General features: G+C 40.9%; 17 protein-coding genes and 1 riboswitch. Of the genes, 3 read left to right on the forward strand and 14 right to left on the reverse strand.

Annotated features, from left to right (window positions below; all coding sequences use genetic code 11):
- Positions 1–88: 88 nt before the first annotated feature.
- A complete protein-coding gene (locus ACIQXV_RS02750) occupies positions 89–2,164 on the forward strand; it encodes a carbon starvation CstA family protein (RefSeq protein ID WP_402955715.1) in 2,076 nt (691 codons plus the stop codon).
- On the forward strand, positions 2,157–2,360 hold the full coding sequence (locus ACIQXV_RS02755; RefSeq protein ID WP_402955718.1) for a YbdD/YjiX family protein: 204 nt from the start codon (positions 2,157–2,159) through the stop codon (positions 2,358–2,360). Before ACIQXV_RS02750 ends, ACIQXV_RS02755 begins: the two co-directional genes overlap by 8 nt.
- 109 nt (positions 2,361–2,469) lie before the next feature.
- Here the strand turns inward: ACIQXV_RS02755 and ACIQXV_RS02760 are convergent, their stop codons facing one another.
- The 12 genes from ACIQXV_RS02760 to ACIQXV_RS02815 form a co-directional block, all read right to left on the reverse strand.
- Positions 2,470–2,808, reverse strand: coding sequence for a YrdB family protein (locus tag ACIQXV_RS02760; protein WP_402955721.1), 339 nt, complete (start codon positions 2,806–2,808; stop codon positions 2,470–2,472).
- 44 nt (positions 2,809–2,852) lie between these two features.
- On the reverse strand, positions 2,853–4,583 hold the full coding sequence (locus ACIQXV_RS02765) for an MFS transporter (RefSeq protein WP_402955724.1): 1,731 nt from the start codon (positions 4,581–4,583) through the stop codon (positions 2,853–2,855).
- Between the two features lie 4 nt (positions 4,584–4,587).
- Positions 4,588–5,115 (reverse strand): PadR family transcriptional regulator, encoded by a 528-nt coding sequence (locus ACIQXV_RS02770; protein WP_402955727.1) that lies wholly within the window; start codon positions 5,113–5,115, stop codon positions 4,588–4,590.
- Positions 5,116–5,314: 199 nt separating this feature from the next.
- Positions 5,315–6,319, reverse strand: coding sequence for an ABC transporter permease (locus tag ACIQXV_RS02775; protein ID WP_402955730.1), 1,005 nt, complete (start codon positions 6,317–6,319; stop codon positions 5,315–5,317).
- Position 6,320: 1 nt separating this feature from the next.
- Entirely contained in the window at positions 6,321–7,823 is a 1,503-nt protein-coding gene (locus tag ACIQXV_RS02780) for a sugar ABC transporter ATP-binding protein (RefSeq protein ID WP_402955733.1), read from the reverse strand.
- A gap of 67 nt (positions 7,824–7,890) precedes the next feature.
- On the reverse strand, positions 7,891–9,006 hold the full coding sequence (locus tag ACIQXV_RS02785; protein ID WP_402955736.1) for a sugar ABC transporter substrate-binding protein: 1,116 nt from the start codon (positions 9,004–9,006) through the stop codon (positions 7,891–7,893).
- Between the two features lie 126 nt (positions 9,007–9,132).
- Positions 9,133–9,240: riboswitch (SAM riboswitch) on the reverse strand.
- A gap of 128 nt (positions 9,241–9,368) precedes the next feature.
- Positions 9,369–9,860: a radical SAM/CxCxxxxC motif protein YfkAB gene (yfkAB, locus tag ACIQXV_RS02790; protein ID WP_402955738.1), complete on the reverse strand. Its 492-nt coding sequence runs from the start codon at positions 9,858–9,860 to the stop codon at positions 9,369–9,371.
- A gap of 31 nt (positions 9,861–9,891) precedes the next feature.
- Positions 9,892–10,041 (reverse strand): hypothetical protein, encoded by a 150-nt coding sequence (locus tag ACIQXV_RS02795; RefSeq protein WP_402955740.1) that lies wholly within the window; start codon positions 10,039–10,041, stop codon positions 9,892–9,894.
- A gap of 121 nt (positions 10,042–10,162) precedes the next feature.
- Positions 10,163–10,387 (reverse strand): hypothetical protein, encoded by a 225-nt coding sequence (locus ACIQXV_RS02800; protein WP_402955742.1) that lies wholly within the window; start codon positions 10,385–10,387, stop codon positions 10,163–10,165.
- A 31-nt stretch (positions 10,388–10,418) separates the two neighbouring features.
- Positions 10,419–11,075: a hypothetical protein gene (locus tag ACIQXV_RS02805; RefSeq protein ID WP_402955744.1), complete on the reverse strand. Its 657-nt coding sequence runs from the start codon at positions 11,073–11,075 to the stop codon at positions 10,419–10,421.
- 108 nt (positions 11,076–11,183) lie between these two features.
- The gene (locus ACIQXV_RS02810; protein WP_402955746.1) at positions 11,184–11,453 is read right to left on the reverse strand and encodes a helix-turn-helix domain-containing protein; all 270 of its coding nucleotides are present in this window, start codon (positions 11,451–11,453) and stop codon (positions 11,184–11,186) included.
- A 234-nt stretch (positions 11,454–11,687) separates the two neighbouring features.
- Entirely contained in the window at positions 11,688–12,182 is a 495-nt protein-coding gene (locus ACIQXV_RS02815; RefSeq protein ID WP_402955748.1) for a helix-turn-helix domain-containing protein, read from the reverse strand.
- Between the two features lie 611 nt (positions 12,183–12,793).
- Between ACIQXV_RS02815 and ACIQXV_RS02820 the strand changes: the two genes are divergently transcribed.
- Positions 12,794–13,018: a hypothetical protein gene (locus ACIQXV_RS02820; RefSeq protein ID WP_402955750.1), complete on the forward strand. Its 225-nt coding sequence runs from the start codon at positions 12,794–12,796 to the stop codon at positions 13,016–13,018.
- A 706-nt stretch (positions 13,019–13,724) separates the two neighbouring features.
- Here ACIQXV_RS02820 and ACIQXV_RS02825 read toward each other — a convergent pair.
- Both ACIQXV_RS02825 and ACIQXV_RS02830 read right to left on the reverse strand, forming a co-directional pair.
- Positions 13,725–14,291, reverse strand: a complete 567-nt coding sequence (locus ACIQXV_RS02825; RefSeq protein ID WP_402955752.1) for a recombinase family protein — start codon at positions 14,289–14,291, stop codon at positions 13,725–13,727.
- A 459-nt stretch (positions 14,292–14,750) separates the two neighbouring features.
- Positions 14,751–14,957 (reverse strand): hypothetical protein, encoded by a 207-nt coding sequence (locus ACIQXV_RS02830; RefSeq protein ID WP_402955754.1) that lies wholly within the window; start codon positions 14,955–14,957, stop codon positions 14,751–14,753.
- Positions 14,958–15,286 lie beyond the last annotated feature (329 nt).

A 15,286-nucleotide genomic window follows, 5' to 3' on the forward strand; every position in this document is an offset into this window, starting at 1 on the left:
TTTTAAAAATGAGGAAAAGTAATTATTTAAAATTTTCTAATTATTAAATATACTTATAGAAATAATAGAGAAAAGGGGGAGAGTTGATTTGAAAGCATTAAAATCAATTATTATCTGGGGCTTAGTTGCAGCACTTGGAGCAGCAGGTTTTGCGGTGATGGCCTTAAACACCGGGGAAAGCATTAATGCCATTTGGCTATTAACTGCTGCTGTTTGTGTCTATTCAATTGCCTATCGTTTTTACAGTAAGTTTATTGCAAATAAGGTTTTCCAGCTTGATGATAAACGGAAAACACCTGCAGAAATACATAATGACGGAAAAGATTATGTTCCAACAAACAAGTGGGTACTTTTTGGGCACCACTTTGCTGCCATTGCCGGTGCCGGTCCATTAGTTGGTCCAATCCTTGCTGCGCAAATGGGCTATTTACCAGGGACTCTTTGGATTGTAGTCGGTGTTGTTTTAGCCGGTGCGGTTCAGGATTTTATTATTCTTTTTGGTTCGATGCGTCGAGATGGTAAGTCCCTTGGTGAAATGATCAAGGATGAGATGGGTAAGGTAACGGGCATTATTTCCATGATTGGTATTCTAGGTATTATGATTATTTTATTAGCTGTATTAGCTTTGGTTGTTGTAAAAGCACTTGTGGGAAGCCCATGGGGAATGTTTACGATCGCAGCAACGATTCCGATTGCTGTTTTCATGGGTATTTACATGCGCTATATTCGTCCAGGCCGTGTTGGTGAGGCTTCTATAATTGGGATTGTGTTATTGCTTCTGTCACTAATCTTCGGACAAACAGTCGCAGAAAATCCAACCTTAGCAAATATGTTTACCTTTAAAGGTGAAACCATTGCGATTATGATGATTATTTATGGTTTTGTTGCATCTGTATTGCCGGTTTGGCTTTTACTTGCACCACGTGATTATCTAAGCACCTTCTTAAAGGTTGGGACAATCTTGGCACTTGCATTAGGAATTATCATTGTTGCCCCTAATCTTGAAATGCCGGGTTTAACAAAATTCATTGATGGGACAGGTCCGGTATTTGCCGGAAATATTTTCCCATTCTTATTTATCACCATTGCCTGCGGTTCTGTTTCCGGGTTCCATGCGTTGGTTTCGTCAGGTACCACACCTAAAATGATTGAACGGGAATCCCATGCCCGGCCAATCGGCTACGGGGCAATGCTGACAGAATCATTTGTTGCCGTTATGGCAATGATTGCTGCCTGCGTTCTTCATCCGGGCATTTACTTTGCGATTAACAGTCCGGCAGCCTTAATCGGTACAGATGTAATTCAAGCTGCTAAAACCGTAACAAGCTGGGGATTTACTGTGACTCCAGATGATTTAAGTACCATCGCTAAACATGTCGGTGAGCAAACGATTCTATCTAGAACCGGCGGTGCACCAACACTTGCCATTGGTATGGCGGTAATTTTTTCAAATATAATTGGCGGTAAGGCCTTAATGGCATTTTGGTATCATTTTGCTATCCTTTTTGAAGCATTGTTCATTTTGACGACAATTGATGCTGGAACTCGTGTGGGGCGTTTTATGATTCAAGATCTAATTGGAACAGCTTATAAGCCCTTCGCAAAAACAGATGCGTTAATTCCAAACATCATTGCCACTGCATTATGTGTCACCTTCTGGGGTTACTTCTTGTATCAGGGTGTGATTGACCCGCTTGGCGGAATTAATACCCTATGGCCGCTCTTTGGGATTGCCAACCAGATGCTCGCCGGAATTGCGCTGATGTTGGGAACAACCATCCTTTATAAAATGGGCAAAAAAGCATATGTATGGGTGACTTTGCTGCCAACAACCTGGCTGTTAATTGTTACCTTAACTGCCGGCTGGCAAAAGCTTTTCCATGAGAACCCGAAAATTGGCTTCTTATCACATGCGAAAATTTTTAGAGGAGCATACGAAGATGGAAAAGTACTTGCACCGGCAACAACAGCTGCTCAAATGAAGCAGGTTCTCGTTAACGACTATGTCGATGCAACACTAACTGCTATTTTCATGTTCGTAGTCATCGTAGTCTTAATTTCAGCTCTAAGGATTTGGTTTAAAGTTTTAACAAACCACAAACTACCATTGCACGAGTCACTCTATGTGCCTCACGATGAAGGAGATTTGAAAAAATATGCTTAATCGGTTAAGGAAGATCAATTCTTACAGAAAGCAATTCCTAAGTCTGCTAGTAGGAGTTCCAAGCTATGAAGTATACGTTCAGCATATGGAATCACACCATCCTGAGGAAACTGTGAAATCACGGAAGGAATTTTTCTGTGAAGCACAAGAAGCTCGTTACAATGCAAAGGGTGGAAAAGTGTCTAGGTGCTGTTGATTAGAAAAGCGCAAGTGCCCTGATAGCGGTGTATGAACTGAAACGCTGATTGTAGTATTCCAAATACGAAAAAACAGTCTGTCACCATGGATACAGGCTGTTTTTTATTTTATTGATGCCAAATCTTCATTAAAACAAGATTTATAACTACCATCAGCCCGTAAATATAGGCGAGCGATTGTTTTTCGATAAAAAACAAAGCAACTGCAGGCAGCCCAAAAATAATAATTTCTAATATAAGGAATGGGAATCCCGTTAATAAATATGATGCCTTAGGAGCTCCAAACATTCCCCATATTGCCGCTGCAAGTAAGGGTGTACCGATTCCTGTGATGATTTTCATAATGGTACCTTGAGAAACTCGAAATCCCCAATATCCCAAAATAATGAGAGCCATGATTTCTAACAAAAATCGCACCCCTAAATTCACTACTTTGATTCCTTCCATTTGTTCCCCACCCCTTTAGATAACCGACTATCTATTTTATATATTTACTCTGCAGCTGGAGTATTCACTAAAGTTAATTCCGACTTCTTCTTTCTTTCCCAAAAAACGAACCCCGTTAAACAGCATACTAATACAAACGGTATACTTGATTTATACAGATCGGCAAAACTAGTGGAAATGGTCTTTTGAGCATAGTCAGTAACTTGATTTCCATAAGTTTTTACCAATTTTCCTTCCTTCGCTATTTCTTCATCCACTTGTTTTTCAACCGTTTGATAAATCTGTCCTTTTGCTAAAGGTCTTTGTTCTTCAGGAATAGCAACCAAGGCCGCTTGAACATTGGCATCGATGATTTGTAGGCGCTCCTTGCTTGTTATTAAAGCAGGATTTGGTTTTAAGTCCTGTTTTCCTGCGTTAATTGATTTTTGCGTTTCGCGTAAAATTGTTTCTTTTACGGACTCGGGCACATCTAGTTTTTCTAGCTTTTGGGCCGCAAAAAGGGCAACATCTTGTTTTTTATCATGAATATTGTTGGATAATCCAGCGACAAAGATGGCGACCGCTAAGACCACCCCTACCTGCCTAAGCATCGAAAATACACTTTGCGAAGCCGTGAGCATCTCCCCTTCAAATGAAGATGTGCTTGCAATTGTCGCCGAAGATATAACAAAGCTAAACCCTAAGCCAAGCAGACTGCAGAGCAGAATGATTTCTTTTGGCGTGCTATTGATCGTTAAATTGTGTAACAAGTAGTAGGCAATTCCCATAATTCCAAAGCCAACAATGACTGGGATGGTATATCCAATTTTTTTTGAAAGCAAACCGGCAAAGTTGGAAAATACAAAGATGGCGGCAGATACAGGTGTGACGAGTAATGCGGCTTGAAGCTCCGTCTTATGCTGGAAGTTAGTTAAAAACTGAGGTAGTAGGACCATAACACCGATGAGGAAGATGAAACCTGTTGTCACTGTTACAACTGAGCCTGTAAACAAGCGGTCTTTAAAGAGAGTTAAATTGACCATTGGTGCCTTTGACTTTTTCTCTGCCACGATGAACAAGACGATGGAGGCGGCTGTCATTAAATAGCAAATGACTGCAAGCGTACTTACCCAGCCCCATGTATTCCCTTTGATCAATACAAGGTTAAGCGGGAAAATAGCCGATACAGAGAAAAATAAACCAAACCAATCTATTTTTGATTTTACACGAGTTTCTTTTTTTAGTGTTAAGATAATGAAGGCTGCGACAATTGCAAGTAAACAAATTGGAACATTGACGTAGAAAACCCAATGCCAGCTTAGTTTTTCAGTGATGATTCCTCCAACCGTTGGACCTAAAGCTGTGGCTAAACCTTGAGTAGCACCAAGCAGTGTTAACGGAAGGATTCTTTTTTCAATTGGCATGGAAGCAATTCCGATCACCATGCTGCCTGGAATTAAGATCGCTGCGCCAATGCTTTGAATAAAACGGGCAGCGATTAAGAAGTCCCCGTTATTCGCGAGCCCGCAGAGTGCTGATCCAAGTCCAAAAACAAACAGTCCTACAATATAAAATTTATTTCTGCCGAACATTTCGGCAAACCTTGCCATCGGAATCGCTAAAACGGCAATTGTCATTGTATAGACATTGAGCATCCATGAGCTCGTTTCCAACGTCGTATGCAGACTATCCTGAATCGCTGGAAGCGTTATGTTCATAATCGTTGAATCCAGCATACAAACAAATACCCCTATACACATGAGCAAAACTACCTTCATTCCACCTGTTCCCTTCATTCAATTACCCCCCTTGTTTTTCATTCAAATTTTTTAGTTCTTCGTCAACCATTCTCAAAATCATCTCAGCTTGGCGAATCCCAAATTCTAAAGTAAATCTTTTGTGGTGTTCCATATCTGAACCACACATATCAGCTATTCTTGTTAAATTGTCATACATCGCCTGGCTCTTATCGCGTTCTTCCTCTAACCAATCTTTAATCTTATCCTTTGTGGTAAATCGTCCAAAAAATATGCGGATGAGGACATCTGACCTTGTAATCGTCGGATTGATTGGACTGTTTAGGTAATGTTGAAACTGTTCCTTTCCCTTTCCTGTAATTACAAATAAATTCTTGTTCGGCTTTCCGTCTTGCTGGATGACCTGTTTTTCCACAAGTCCTTCCTTTTCCATTTTCCTTAGTGCTGGATAAATTGCGCCAAATGAAGCATCAAAAAAGTAAGAAACGGAATTCTCCATCATTTGCTTGATATCATATCCACTCATTGGCTCCTCATATAAAAAGCCAAGAATTACGTCTTGTATGTTCATTTCGTTTTCACCTCATATTATTTATGTTTATATTATCATTGTTAATATTATTGTTGTCAATATGTAAAATGGATATTTTTATCAATTTTTTGCTAAGGACCAAGGAGTAAATCAACTGCTGCAGTTGCTTTATCCCTGAAGTAAAATTTGTAAATACTTTTTTGGGTAAAAAATAAACCTATCCACAATGTGAATAGATTTATTTTTGCTTATAGTAGGTAATCGCCAAGGCAAAGGCCAATACTGCCCCTTTAACAATATCCATGGCATAATACGGAACCGACATCATCACAAGGCCATTTTGCAAAATTCCAATTAGAACTGCCCCAATAAAGGTGCCAAATGCGTTGGGTTTGCCGGCCCCAAGGACAGAAAAGCCGATAAACGCAGCAGCAACAGAATCCATCAAGTAAGGTGCACCAGAGTTGATTTCTGATGTCATAACGCGGGATGCAAGCACAATTCCGCCAATCGCAGCAAAAAGGGCCGAAAGCAAGTAGGCAGCTACCTTATATTTATTGACGGGTATACCGGAAAGCCGAGCGGCCTCTTTATTTCCGCCAATCACATACATATAACGGCCATGCTTAGTGTAGGTCAAAAAGATATGAACAATAATAACTGCCACAGCCATGATGATTATAATCCATGGAACCGCTCCAATTTTTGCAAAAAAAGGGCTGATGAGACCTGTTGCCATCGAGCCATCCGGCATCACCATATTTTGCGAAACCGATGCCCCTTTTGTATAGGTAAGTGCCGTCCCTTGAATGATAAACATCGTTGCTAACGTCATCAGCATATCCGGAATCCTCAGCTTCACGATCATGAATGAGTTTAATGCCCCAACTAATAATGATGCGAGAATGGCAGAAATGATGGCCACTACTATATTTTGCGAAAACCAGACAAACATCGAAATGACGATGGCGTTTGATAACGATGCTACCGAACCGACCGAGAGATCGAAACCGTCGACGGACAACGAAATCGTAATTCCGATGGCAATAATCGTCACAATCGAAATCGATCGTAAGATATTGATGATATTACTTCCTTGAATAAAGGTAGGATTCGCTATTGAAAAAATAACAATAAGTGCAAGAATCGTGATGATCGTTCCGTATTTATATAAAAAATGAAACAGCTCAAATCCCTTTTTCACTGGGGCTCCTTGATTCTTAGCTGAAATTTTTGCTTCCATTCTACCTGCCCCCTGTTGAATAAAATAATACTTCCTCTTCATTCGTTGCCTTTGTAACCAATTCCTTTACTGACCTGCCATCATATAAAACATAGATTCGATCCGTGATTCCGATCATTTCGGATAGTTCAGATGAAGCGTAAATGATGGCCTTTCCTCTTCTTGCCAATTCGATGATTAATTCAAAGATGTCCTTCTTTGCTCCTACGTCAACACCTTTTGTTGGTTCATCAAAAATATAAACATCTGCCTCAGCAACAAGCCACTTCCCGATTGCCACCTTTTGCTGATTTCCACCTGATAGATTTTGCACCTTCGTTTCTTCCGATGGTGTTTTAATACCAAGAAGACTGATCAACTGTTTTGCCGAATTTTTTTCCTTTTTTCTGTCTACAAAACCAAATACCTTTGAAAAACTTCCTAGATTCGCAGCGGACAAATTAGCTTCAACGGATTCAAGAATGAGAATTCCTTCTTTTCTCCGTTCCTCCGGGACTAAGGCAAGCCCGTTTTTTACCGCATCATATGGGCTTTTTAAGGATAATTTGTTCCCATTAATGATGATTTCTCCGCCTGTTAGTTTCTCCGAACCAAATAATGCTTTGCACAGTTCTGTCTTTCCAGCCCCTACAAGCCCTGCAATACCAACGATTTCTCCTGATTTAACGTGCAAATGTAAATCTTTAATTTTTTCCTTATCTGTAAGTCCCTTTACTTCAAAAACCGTGTTTCCAATTGCCGTATTTTTTTCTGGGAACTGTTCCTCCAGCTTTTGCCCAAGCATATGCTCGACAACTTTATTTTGGGTAATAGCGGCAATCTTTTCTTTTTCCACAAATTCACCGTTTCTCATGATGGTTATCACATCACACACTTCAAAAATTTCCGGTAAGCGATGGGAGATAAAAACAATTCCTACATCTTGCTTTTTTAACACTCGAACAATCCGAAAAAGTTCGTTCGTTTCCAGATGGCTCAATGGTGCTGTCGGTTCATCCAAAATCAGAAACTTACATTGATTCGAGATTGCTCTGGCAATTAAGATCATTTGTTTTTCCGCAAGTGTCAGCTCACTCACAAGCTTCTTTGTCGAAAGTGTGATGTTCATCCCCGTTAAAATTTCTGCTGCTTTTTGATGAAGCTTCTTCCAGTTTATCCACTGGCTATTCCCCATGTTATGGACGGTGTCGAGCAGCATGATATTTTCCGCGACAGTTAAATACGGTATGAGGGCAGTATCAACTTCCTGGTATACAATTTGAATTCCGGCATCCTGGGCACATTTTGGCGAACGGATATTGAGATGTTTCCCGTCCAGCGATATCTCCCCTGTGTAATGGTCATAAGCCCCTGATAAAACCTTCATTAACGTTGATTTCCCAGCACCATTTGCCCCAATCAATGCCTGAATAGTTCCCGTTTCCGTTGAAAAATTTACTTGATTCAATGCCCTTACACCTGGAAATTCAATCGAGATGTTTTTCATTTCTAATGTTGAGCCCATCGAACTTCCACCCCCTTATTAAAACGGCACCCCCTTAATCTAGCGAAAAAGAGAGTGCAGCTCACGATTACTTCTTATAATGCTTCTTTAATGTTTTCATCCAATCCTCTTCAAATGCTGTGGACTCGCCCCAGCCTGGAATGATTTTTGAAAGATTAACCATGTTTATAGGATCCTTTGACTTCTGAAGATTTTCTTGTGAAACAAGCGATGCTTCTAAATCATATGTTTTCGGTGTTTCTTCACCGGCTAATTTTTTCGCAAGTAATCTCATATCAACAGCACCGATTAATTTAGGGTCAACCGCAGCTGTATATTTCCAAGCACTGCCTTTTCTTTGGATATCTTGGAGGTCGGCATTCGACACGTCAATCCCATAGATTTTTACCTCTTCACGCCCTGCTTCTTTAAGTGCACGTGCTGCACCGATGGCAAAGGCATCCCAAGTAGCAAAAATCGCATCCAATTTACCTTTCGGATATTTATTCAACATCGCGGCCACTGCATTTTGCGTTTGGACACTTGTATCAGCAGCAGCTACCCCGAAACGCTCCACTTCTTTGATACCAGAGTTTTTTGCAAGCACATCCTGGTAAACTTTGTTGCGGCGGACCATTGGCGGGAAACCGTCTACCCATAGGTAAGCAATATTCGCTTTACCATTCGTTTCCTTTACAAGCTGGTCAAGCGCTAACGTCGCTAATGCCTCGTCATCCTGCGAAGTAATGGTTACACCCTCTACATTTGCTAAGTTTGGATTTGAATCAAACGCTACAACACTTTTTCCTTTTTCAACAATCTTCTTCACATCGTTAATTGTCGCATCATCATCGCCATGGGAGATGATAAAGCCGTCATAGTCTTGGTCTAGTGCCTGATTAATGGCATCATGGAATTTTGCTGTGTCGCCATTTGCCGTAAACACGTCCACTTTTAAACCTAATGCTTCTCCCTCTTCCTTTGCCCCTGCTAGGAATTGGGCAGTATGATCGTCACCGCCAATTTTGCGGATGACCTTGATTTTTAACTGATCCCCTTTGGAAAATGCTTCTGGTACCCCTACAAGCGAAACCTTTTTGTTGCCGCCTGCCTGCTTTGTTTCTCCTCCAGATGCACATCCTGTGAGTAGTAGTGTTGCTGCCAATGCTGATACGAATGTACTTTTTAAAATATTTCTTTTCATTTTAAAACTCCTTCTCTTTGTTTTTACTAATTCTCCGTTTCTCCTATAGGAAAAGTTTGTTTTTATGTAAAATAAAAAACCTCTCCAGAAAAGAGAGGTTTCATCACAAATAGAAGGACTACTCCTCTCTTATCTTTCAAACAAATAATTTGTTTGCAGGATTTAGCACCAATTCCTTTCCGGAACGGTTGCTGGGCGTCATCGGGCCAGTCCCTCTGCCACTCTTGATAAGAGAACGTAATATTCATTTAAAGTATTAAACTTAATTTAAACTCCTATTAATAAGTTGTCAATAGTATTTTGAATATTTCTAATTAAAAATATCCAAAATACTCGTATTAGATTTTCAATTTCCTTGTTTTTTACTTTTGTATTCTATTTTTTCTTAAGCTAAAGTCACAATCTCGATAATAGCTATTTTTTACTAAGATGTTGGGGCCGAGGCAGGAAACTGCTGGACAATGGCAGCTCAAATCTTTAGCCAATGTTGATGATTGCCAAGTTTCGTAGGCATCTTTCAGCTTCGTAGTTTGGATATTTCCTAGCGATGGTGTGTCACCAAAATCAGTGACAATTATGTCACCGTTAAATATATTTACATTTAAACGGGAACGGCCGTCCGGATCGTTTCTGACGGTGACATTCTTACATTCATACAGTCTTTTTAAAAGGTCTAAATCCTCTTGGTTACTGCTGCATGCATAGAATGGCAGTGTTCCAAACAGCATCCATACCTTTTCATCCCGTATATCTAGTAAGTGATGGATAGCCTCTCTAATTTCATCCAATGATAAGGTTTCAAGATTACTAGCAAAGTCGCTAGGGTACATAGATTGTAATGAATCTCTTGGCATTTGGCAATAAAAAAAAAAGAGCGTTACCCTGTTAAAGAGCTAACGCTTTGTTGACTAGTTTATTTAGATTAAGTTCGCCCTCTACTACAACTATAACGCCATTTTTACCTACGAAAATATTCTCTTGCTGCGGCTGCGGTCTTCCTAGTAGCTTTGCGATTTTAGAAGTTTGCTTATCCATCCTGCTAACGCCCTCTTTCGTTGTAATTTACAAAGATAGGCGCAGCCCTTCGCAATATTTGGTATCAATGGACAAAAAAAGAGCGCTAAGGCTGTTAATGCCCTGCGCTGCTTCTTCGTTATTACCTTTTCTCATAATTCGCTAAAACTAACTCTTTGTAACGCTTGTATGCGTTCGCTGCTGCCTTATTACCTAGCCCCTTTTCGTATAGCTTATAAAGGTCGTCTAAGTTAGGCGCTGCCGTGTTATAGCCTGTTAGGTCGGTGGTCATGTAGTCGGCGGTCGTATGTTTTAATACATTTTCGTCTCCTAGGATTAACATATTGTTAGTTATAATAACTCGCAAAATGTCACCCCCTTTCGCTGCTGCTGCGTTATTACATGCCCATTTCTACACGTTTAACAAATTCGCTTTTAGACGTGAAATAAGCGTATGAATTATTGGCATAGTGCTGTGTGTCTCTGCTAATTTCGCCTAATTTTTCCGCTAGAATGGAAGGCACAATGCCCGAATTTAACATAGCTTTTGCTCGTCCTAGTGCCTCTGTAGCCGCCTCTGCGCCTTGTGGCTGCGCTCTCTTGAATAACTCCGAATGAATGGCGCTTAGCTGCCGTTTAGCTTGGTGGCGGTCTTCTACCGTTCCAGTTAGCGCATAGCTTGATAGTTCTAGTACGCTTTCGGCGGCTTGCTTGGCTAGCGTTGGTTGTTCAACCTCTGTTAGCGTTTGAAGCGCCTCTAGTGCCGTCTTAGCGCTGCCTGCAAAGATTACCTTCGCTTTGACTTGCTGCATTTTACTATTGAATAACGCTTGCTCTACGTCGGAAGGTTGTGGCGTTCCTTTCGCTAATAGTCGTTCTGCGTCTACTTTGGCAGATACAACCGCCTCGTCATGCAACCGCTGCATGGCGTGTAAATCCTTCATCGCTTTTACTTCGAATTGGTTTTGTAGCCTCGTTAGTTTGTGCTGCTTGCCTTCGTGCGATAGTAGACGGTCTGAATTAATCTTGGTTCGTTCCGCTCGGTATACATCCATTACAAACGGTCTCATAACTGGAATAACGCTGTCTCGGATTTCTTGTGCCTTCGCTAAGCTTTCGTTAATTTTTTCTACTGTCATAGTGTTTTCGCTCCCTTTTCGTTTTTATAAGTCTGCTTGCTGCTGCAACTTCATTTTTAGGCGTGCATGGCTGCGCTTGTCTGCATCGCCTTCTAATAGTTCCGCAATCGTTACTAGGTCTTCCTCGGTATAACGTAGCGCCTTTTGTAAGCGTCTTATTGTGCTAGGCTGCGGCTCTTGTCTGCCTTTCTCATAACGGTTGATTGTTACAAGCGATACCTCTACCTTCTCCGCCAATTCTTTTTGTGATAAATTAACCGCTCTGCGAATATAGTTTAGTTGTTGTCCGTTCATGTTATCGTTCCTTTCGTTTTTGGTTGTGTAATTTCTATCGTTCGTTAGTCGTCATAGTGTAAATAAAGAAGGGCTAGCTAGCGAACGACTAACGCTAACCCTTTGCGCATATGATACACACATAGAGGGACGAAGCTTTCCCTATTACTAGGTACGACTAATTCCGCCTAACTTGGCGTGTATATGAGATATTCTTATCGTTTCTTAGCTGCTGCTGCGCTTGCCTGCCGCAAACTAAAACGGTAAGTCTTCGAAGTCTGTTGCTTCGCCTGCCTGCGTATCACTCTCACTATTGTGAACGCTCTTAATCTCGGCAAAGTAGCGCTCTTTTTCTTCCCTGCGCTCTTCTACCTTCTTGTATCGCTTGTCATATTTCGCTTTCACTTCGGGGAACTGCGTAAAAAAGTCCTCTCTGCTTAACGGCTTCATTGGTACGTATAAATTTCCTTTTGGTCTACGCACCACTTTAAGCAGCCCTAACGATTCTAGCGACTGAATATGCTTGTCTATCGTGCTTTCTGTTGTGGCGCAATCCGCCGCCAATAGCTTCATACTAGGGAAGGCGCATTTCTTCTCTGAGTTGTAGCGGTGGACAATCATCATATATAAAGTCTCTGCTCCCTTCATAAATTTGGGGTGGTGGCGGTACTGTAGTAAGTCTAGCGGAAAAGGTACGAATCCCTCTTTCTCTTTCCTTTTCTCGGTCTTGTCGAATACTCTCTGTTTCATGCTATTACCTCCTATTTGTTTTCGCAGCCTTTCGTAGCTGCTACGGGGATATAGGCGCAATAAACTTTATAATTTGGTACTCTAATTTTTAGAGTGTGGCTATAATTCTTATCATTACTTCTTTCTCGTTCTTTCGCATTAATCCCTTATGTTTATAATAGTTATTGCGTTAGCTCTTTTGCGTTAGCAAATGACAATATATTCTTTAATTTTTATTCATTAATTCTTATTTAGTAATTCTTATTTAGTGCTAGTCTTACAAGTAGATAACTATAGAAATTAGAGTATGTTCTTATAAAGTTTAGAGTAAGCAATTTAAAAATCTATAGTATCGATAGCCAACTAAAAAAATGCAAAAAGGCTATAACGGTGCCATTTATCCACCCCTTGACTTTTAACCATATTTACGCTTATTGACAATTCACACATTCTGCGCATATCGTATTTCCAGCGTCTCCTCTATCGAAAAAAGACCGCAGCTATAAAATGCCACGGTCGCCAATGAGGGAAAAACTGCCGTGCTAGTGACGGTAAACATATAGGCGCAGCCTTTCGGAAAAATTGGTATAATCATTGTAAATAGTTTGCGATAAATGAAAGGAGTTTTACGAATGAATGAGCGAATGAATGAACCGCAGGACGTACGGCAGCTAATCGAAGAAATAAACAAAAGCCTCGATAGATTTGAGGCGAAAATGAATAGTGGCTTTGACCGCATGGAAAGGCGCTTAGATAGAATTGAGGCGCAAGTCGGGCGAATGGCAGCGCACACGGAACGCATAGACGAACTAGTGGATAGATTGCGGAATAAGTACGATAGAACTAACGGCAGCTAAACGTAAGCTAATATGGAATCTAATGCCATGAGTTTGAAAAATTGTAGCGAAAATATTTAGCAGTTAGCGTAATGGCTGCGTTTAATTACATTGGTAAAATATAGGGTATCGAGTTAAAAAATGAGTTGCGCTATTTTCATACGGTAGATGTAGAGGCGTGGCGCCCCGTGGTTGGGGGGTAGGCGTTTCCCTTGGTCGCTATCGCTCTCTGTGGCTCTCTCTGTGGCTGATTCCTGCGCTTGCGCTCGCTCGTTAATAGCTTCCGGTCACTTCGTTGGTGAAAAGCTTTAGAGCGCTTTTATTCGATTCTCTTCATGCATTAAATACTAATGAACGTTAACGAACTTTTGCGCTGCTTCTCTCGAATCAATCGAAAACAATCGCATATATAACGGCAGCATATCCCCGTAAGTACGGCAGCTATAACGCCCTAGTGCGGTGTGTTGGTGCGCCCTGTTAAACGTGGTCAATTCGTCTAGGTATATAAAGACTATAAAGCGCTAACGTGCAGCTATAGCCGTTGTAGGCGCTAGAATAGGCACTGTAGCCTTGTGAGCCGTTGTTTAGACTTAGCTATCGCATGTATGTATAAGCGCCGTATAACGTCCGTATGTGCAGCCTATAACCCCATATGCGCCCTATCTAGGTATGTGCGGCGTGTTGGTATATGTGACGCCCTATAGCCCCGTAGACGCAAAAAAGAGCGCTATTGGTTAGCGCCCTGTTTTCTCTTCGCCCGTGTTAACGTACTCTTACTAATGCCTGTCATTTTCTCTACTTCCGTATATGAGTTATCGTTTAATAGTTCTAGCGCATGTTCTAGCTGCTTCTTATTAAACTTGTTCGGTCTGCCTTCTCGAAAGTCGTCTCGCTGCTTCGCTATCGCCTTGCCTTCTTGTGTACGTTCGATAATTAGATTACGTTCCATTTCTGCGACGGCTAACAATGTTTGAAGGAAAAAGCGCCCCATTGTCGTATTCTCCAATAGTCCGACGTTTAACACATGAACTTTGACGCCTTTAGCGAATAGCTGCTCTATAACTTCGATTCCTTCTTTTGTGTTGCGTGCTAGGCGGTCTAGTTTCGTTGTTATTAGCGTGTCGCCCTCTTCTAACTTCGCTAGTATCTCTTTAAATTGTGGGCGGTCTGTCTTCGTTCCTGTGAACTTCTCCGAATAAATATTACTATCCTCGCAGCCTTCCGCTTTTAGCGCCTGTAATTGCGCCTCTAGGTCTTGGCTTACCGTGCTTACTCTCGCATATCCGTATTTCATATAAAAACGCTCCTTTTATCGTATGTATTTATGACTATGAGTTATGATTACGGCTCATGTACTGATACTATCACACTCTCTAATCGTGGTCAAATCTATTAAGTTATGACACCGATACAGGCACAGGAACTTGAATATTAATTTTCAATAGTTAAACGCTACCCCATGAGTTATCGACCCCTCGCCTAAAACAGATTTCCAGTGGCTGTTTATTGACGCTATGAGTTCGATATTTGTAAAGCTAGGTACACTGATGCGCCGTTACTTCGATAGCCTTCGTCCTTACAGTGATAACGATTCTCAATAAGATTAGCCATTTTCAGCACTGTTTACAATTCACTATACGTAACTATACTTCGCTATCCCCCACAATTAGCGCTAACCTACTGGCTTATGTAGTGTCTTCGTAGTGTTCGTTGTCTTCGTAGTGAACTCATTCGCAAATAGAAAAACGACGGCTTACATACCGTCGCTTAGTTTCGTTAATATTGCCTTGAACGTGCTACCCTTTTCGCTTAGCAGCGTCTTTCTAGCATAGTAGAAAAGCGCTCCTGTGCCTAGTCCTGCGAATAGGTATATTATGTCCAGTCGTGCGGCTGCTGCGCCTGCTGTGGCGTTTATGCCTGCGAATAATAGTAGTAATTTAGAAAGTCTCTCCGTTCCCATGTTAACGCCCCTCTTCAAAGTTGTTAAACTAAAGCACCCGTTAGTGAAGAAGATACTTTATTCCTTCTTTTTTAACAACCAGACCCTTTACTTAAAGAAACGAAAATAAAGTGCAATAAGATAATTAACTGCTATAAGAACACAATAAATTTTGTACAAAGTAGCAAAAAAACCTTTTTCGTTTCGATTGAAAATTAAATATCCAATAGACATTACTAAAATAATAATGTACAAAGGTGATACTGCAAGGTTTGAATATGTTTCTGTTAAGGTCATTATCTTTCTCCCACTTTTTTATATAAAAAAAAAAATATTACTATACTAATTCC

Source organism: Neobacillus sp. NPDC097160, from assembly GCF_044762155.1.
In the GTDB taxonomy this organism is placed as follows: Bacteria; Bacillota; Bacilli; order Bacillales; family Cytobacillaceae; genus Neobacillus.

Coding starts and splice junctions, on each gene's coding strand:
- ACIQXV_RS02815 (WP_402955748.1), bottom strand. CDS start 12,182: ATGAAACAGAGAGTATTCGACAAGACCGAGAAAAGGAAAGAGAAAGAG.
- ACIQXV_RS02770 (WP_402955727.1), bottom strand. CDS start 5,115: ATGAACATACAAGACGTAATTCTTGGCTTTTTATATGAGGAGCCAATG.
- ACIQXV_RS02755 (WP_402955718.1), top strand. CDS start 2,157: ATGCTTAATCGGTTAAGGAAGATCAATTCTTACAGAAAGCAATTCCTA.
- ACIQXV_RS02825 (WP_402955752.1), bottom strand. CDS start 14,291: ATGAAATACGGATATGCGAGAGTAAGCACGGTAAGCCAAGACCTAGAG.
- ACIQXV_RS02805 (WP_402955744.1), bottom strand. CDS start 11,075: ATGGATGTATACCGAGCGGAACGAACCAAGATTAATTCAGACCGTCTA.
- ACIQXV_RS02765 (WP_402955724.1), bottom strand. CDS start 4,583: ATGAAGGGAACAGGTGGAATGAAGGTAGTTTTGCTCATGTGTATAGGG.
- ACIQXV_RS02820 (WP_402955750.1), top strand. CDS start 12,794: ATGAATGAGCGAATGAATGAACCGCAGGACGTACGGCAGCTAATCGAA.
- ACIQXV_RS02785 (WP_402955736.1), bottom strand. CDS start 9,006: ATGAAAAGAAATATTTTAAAAAGTACATTCGTATCAGCATTGGCAGCA.
- ACIQXV_RS02775 (WP_402955730.1), bottom strand. CDS start 6,319: ATGGAAGCAAAAATTTCAGCTAAGAATCAAGGAGCCCCAGTGAAAAAG.
- yfkAB (WP_402955738.1), bottom strand. CDS start 9,860: ATGCCAAGAGATTCATTACAATCTATGTACCCTAGCGACTTTGCTAGT.
- ACIQXV_RS02810 (WP_402955746.1), bottom strand. CDS start 11,453: ATGAACGGACAACAACTAAACTATATTCGCAGAGCGGTTAATTTATCA.
- ACIQXV_RS02760 (WP_402955721.1), bottom strand. CDS start 2,808: ATGGAAGGAATCAAAGTAGTGAATTTAGGGGTGCGATTTTTGTTAGAA.
- ACIQXV_RS02830 (WP_402955754.1), bottom strand. CDS start 14,957: ATGGGAACGGAGAGACTTTCTAAATTACTACTATTATTCGCAGGCATA.
- ACIQXV_RS02795 (WP_402955740.1), bottom strand. CDS start 10,041: ATGGATAAGCAAACTTCTAAAATCGCAAAGCTACTAGGAAGACCGCAG.
- ACIQXV_RS02780 (WP_402955733.1), bottom strand. CDS start 7,823: ATGGGCTCAACATTAGAAATGAAAAACATCTCGATTGAATTTCCAGGT.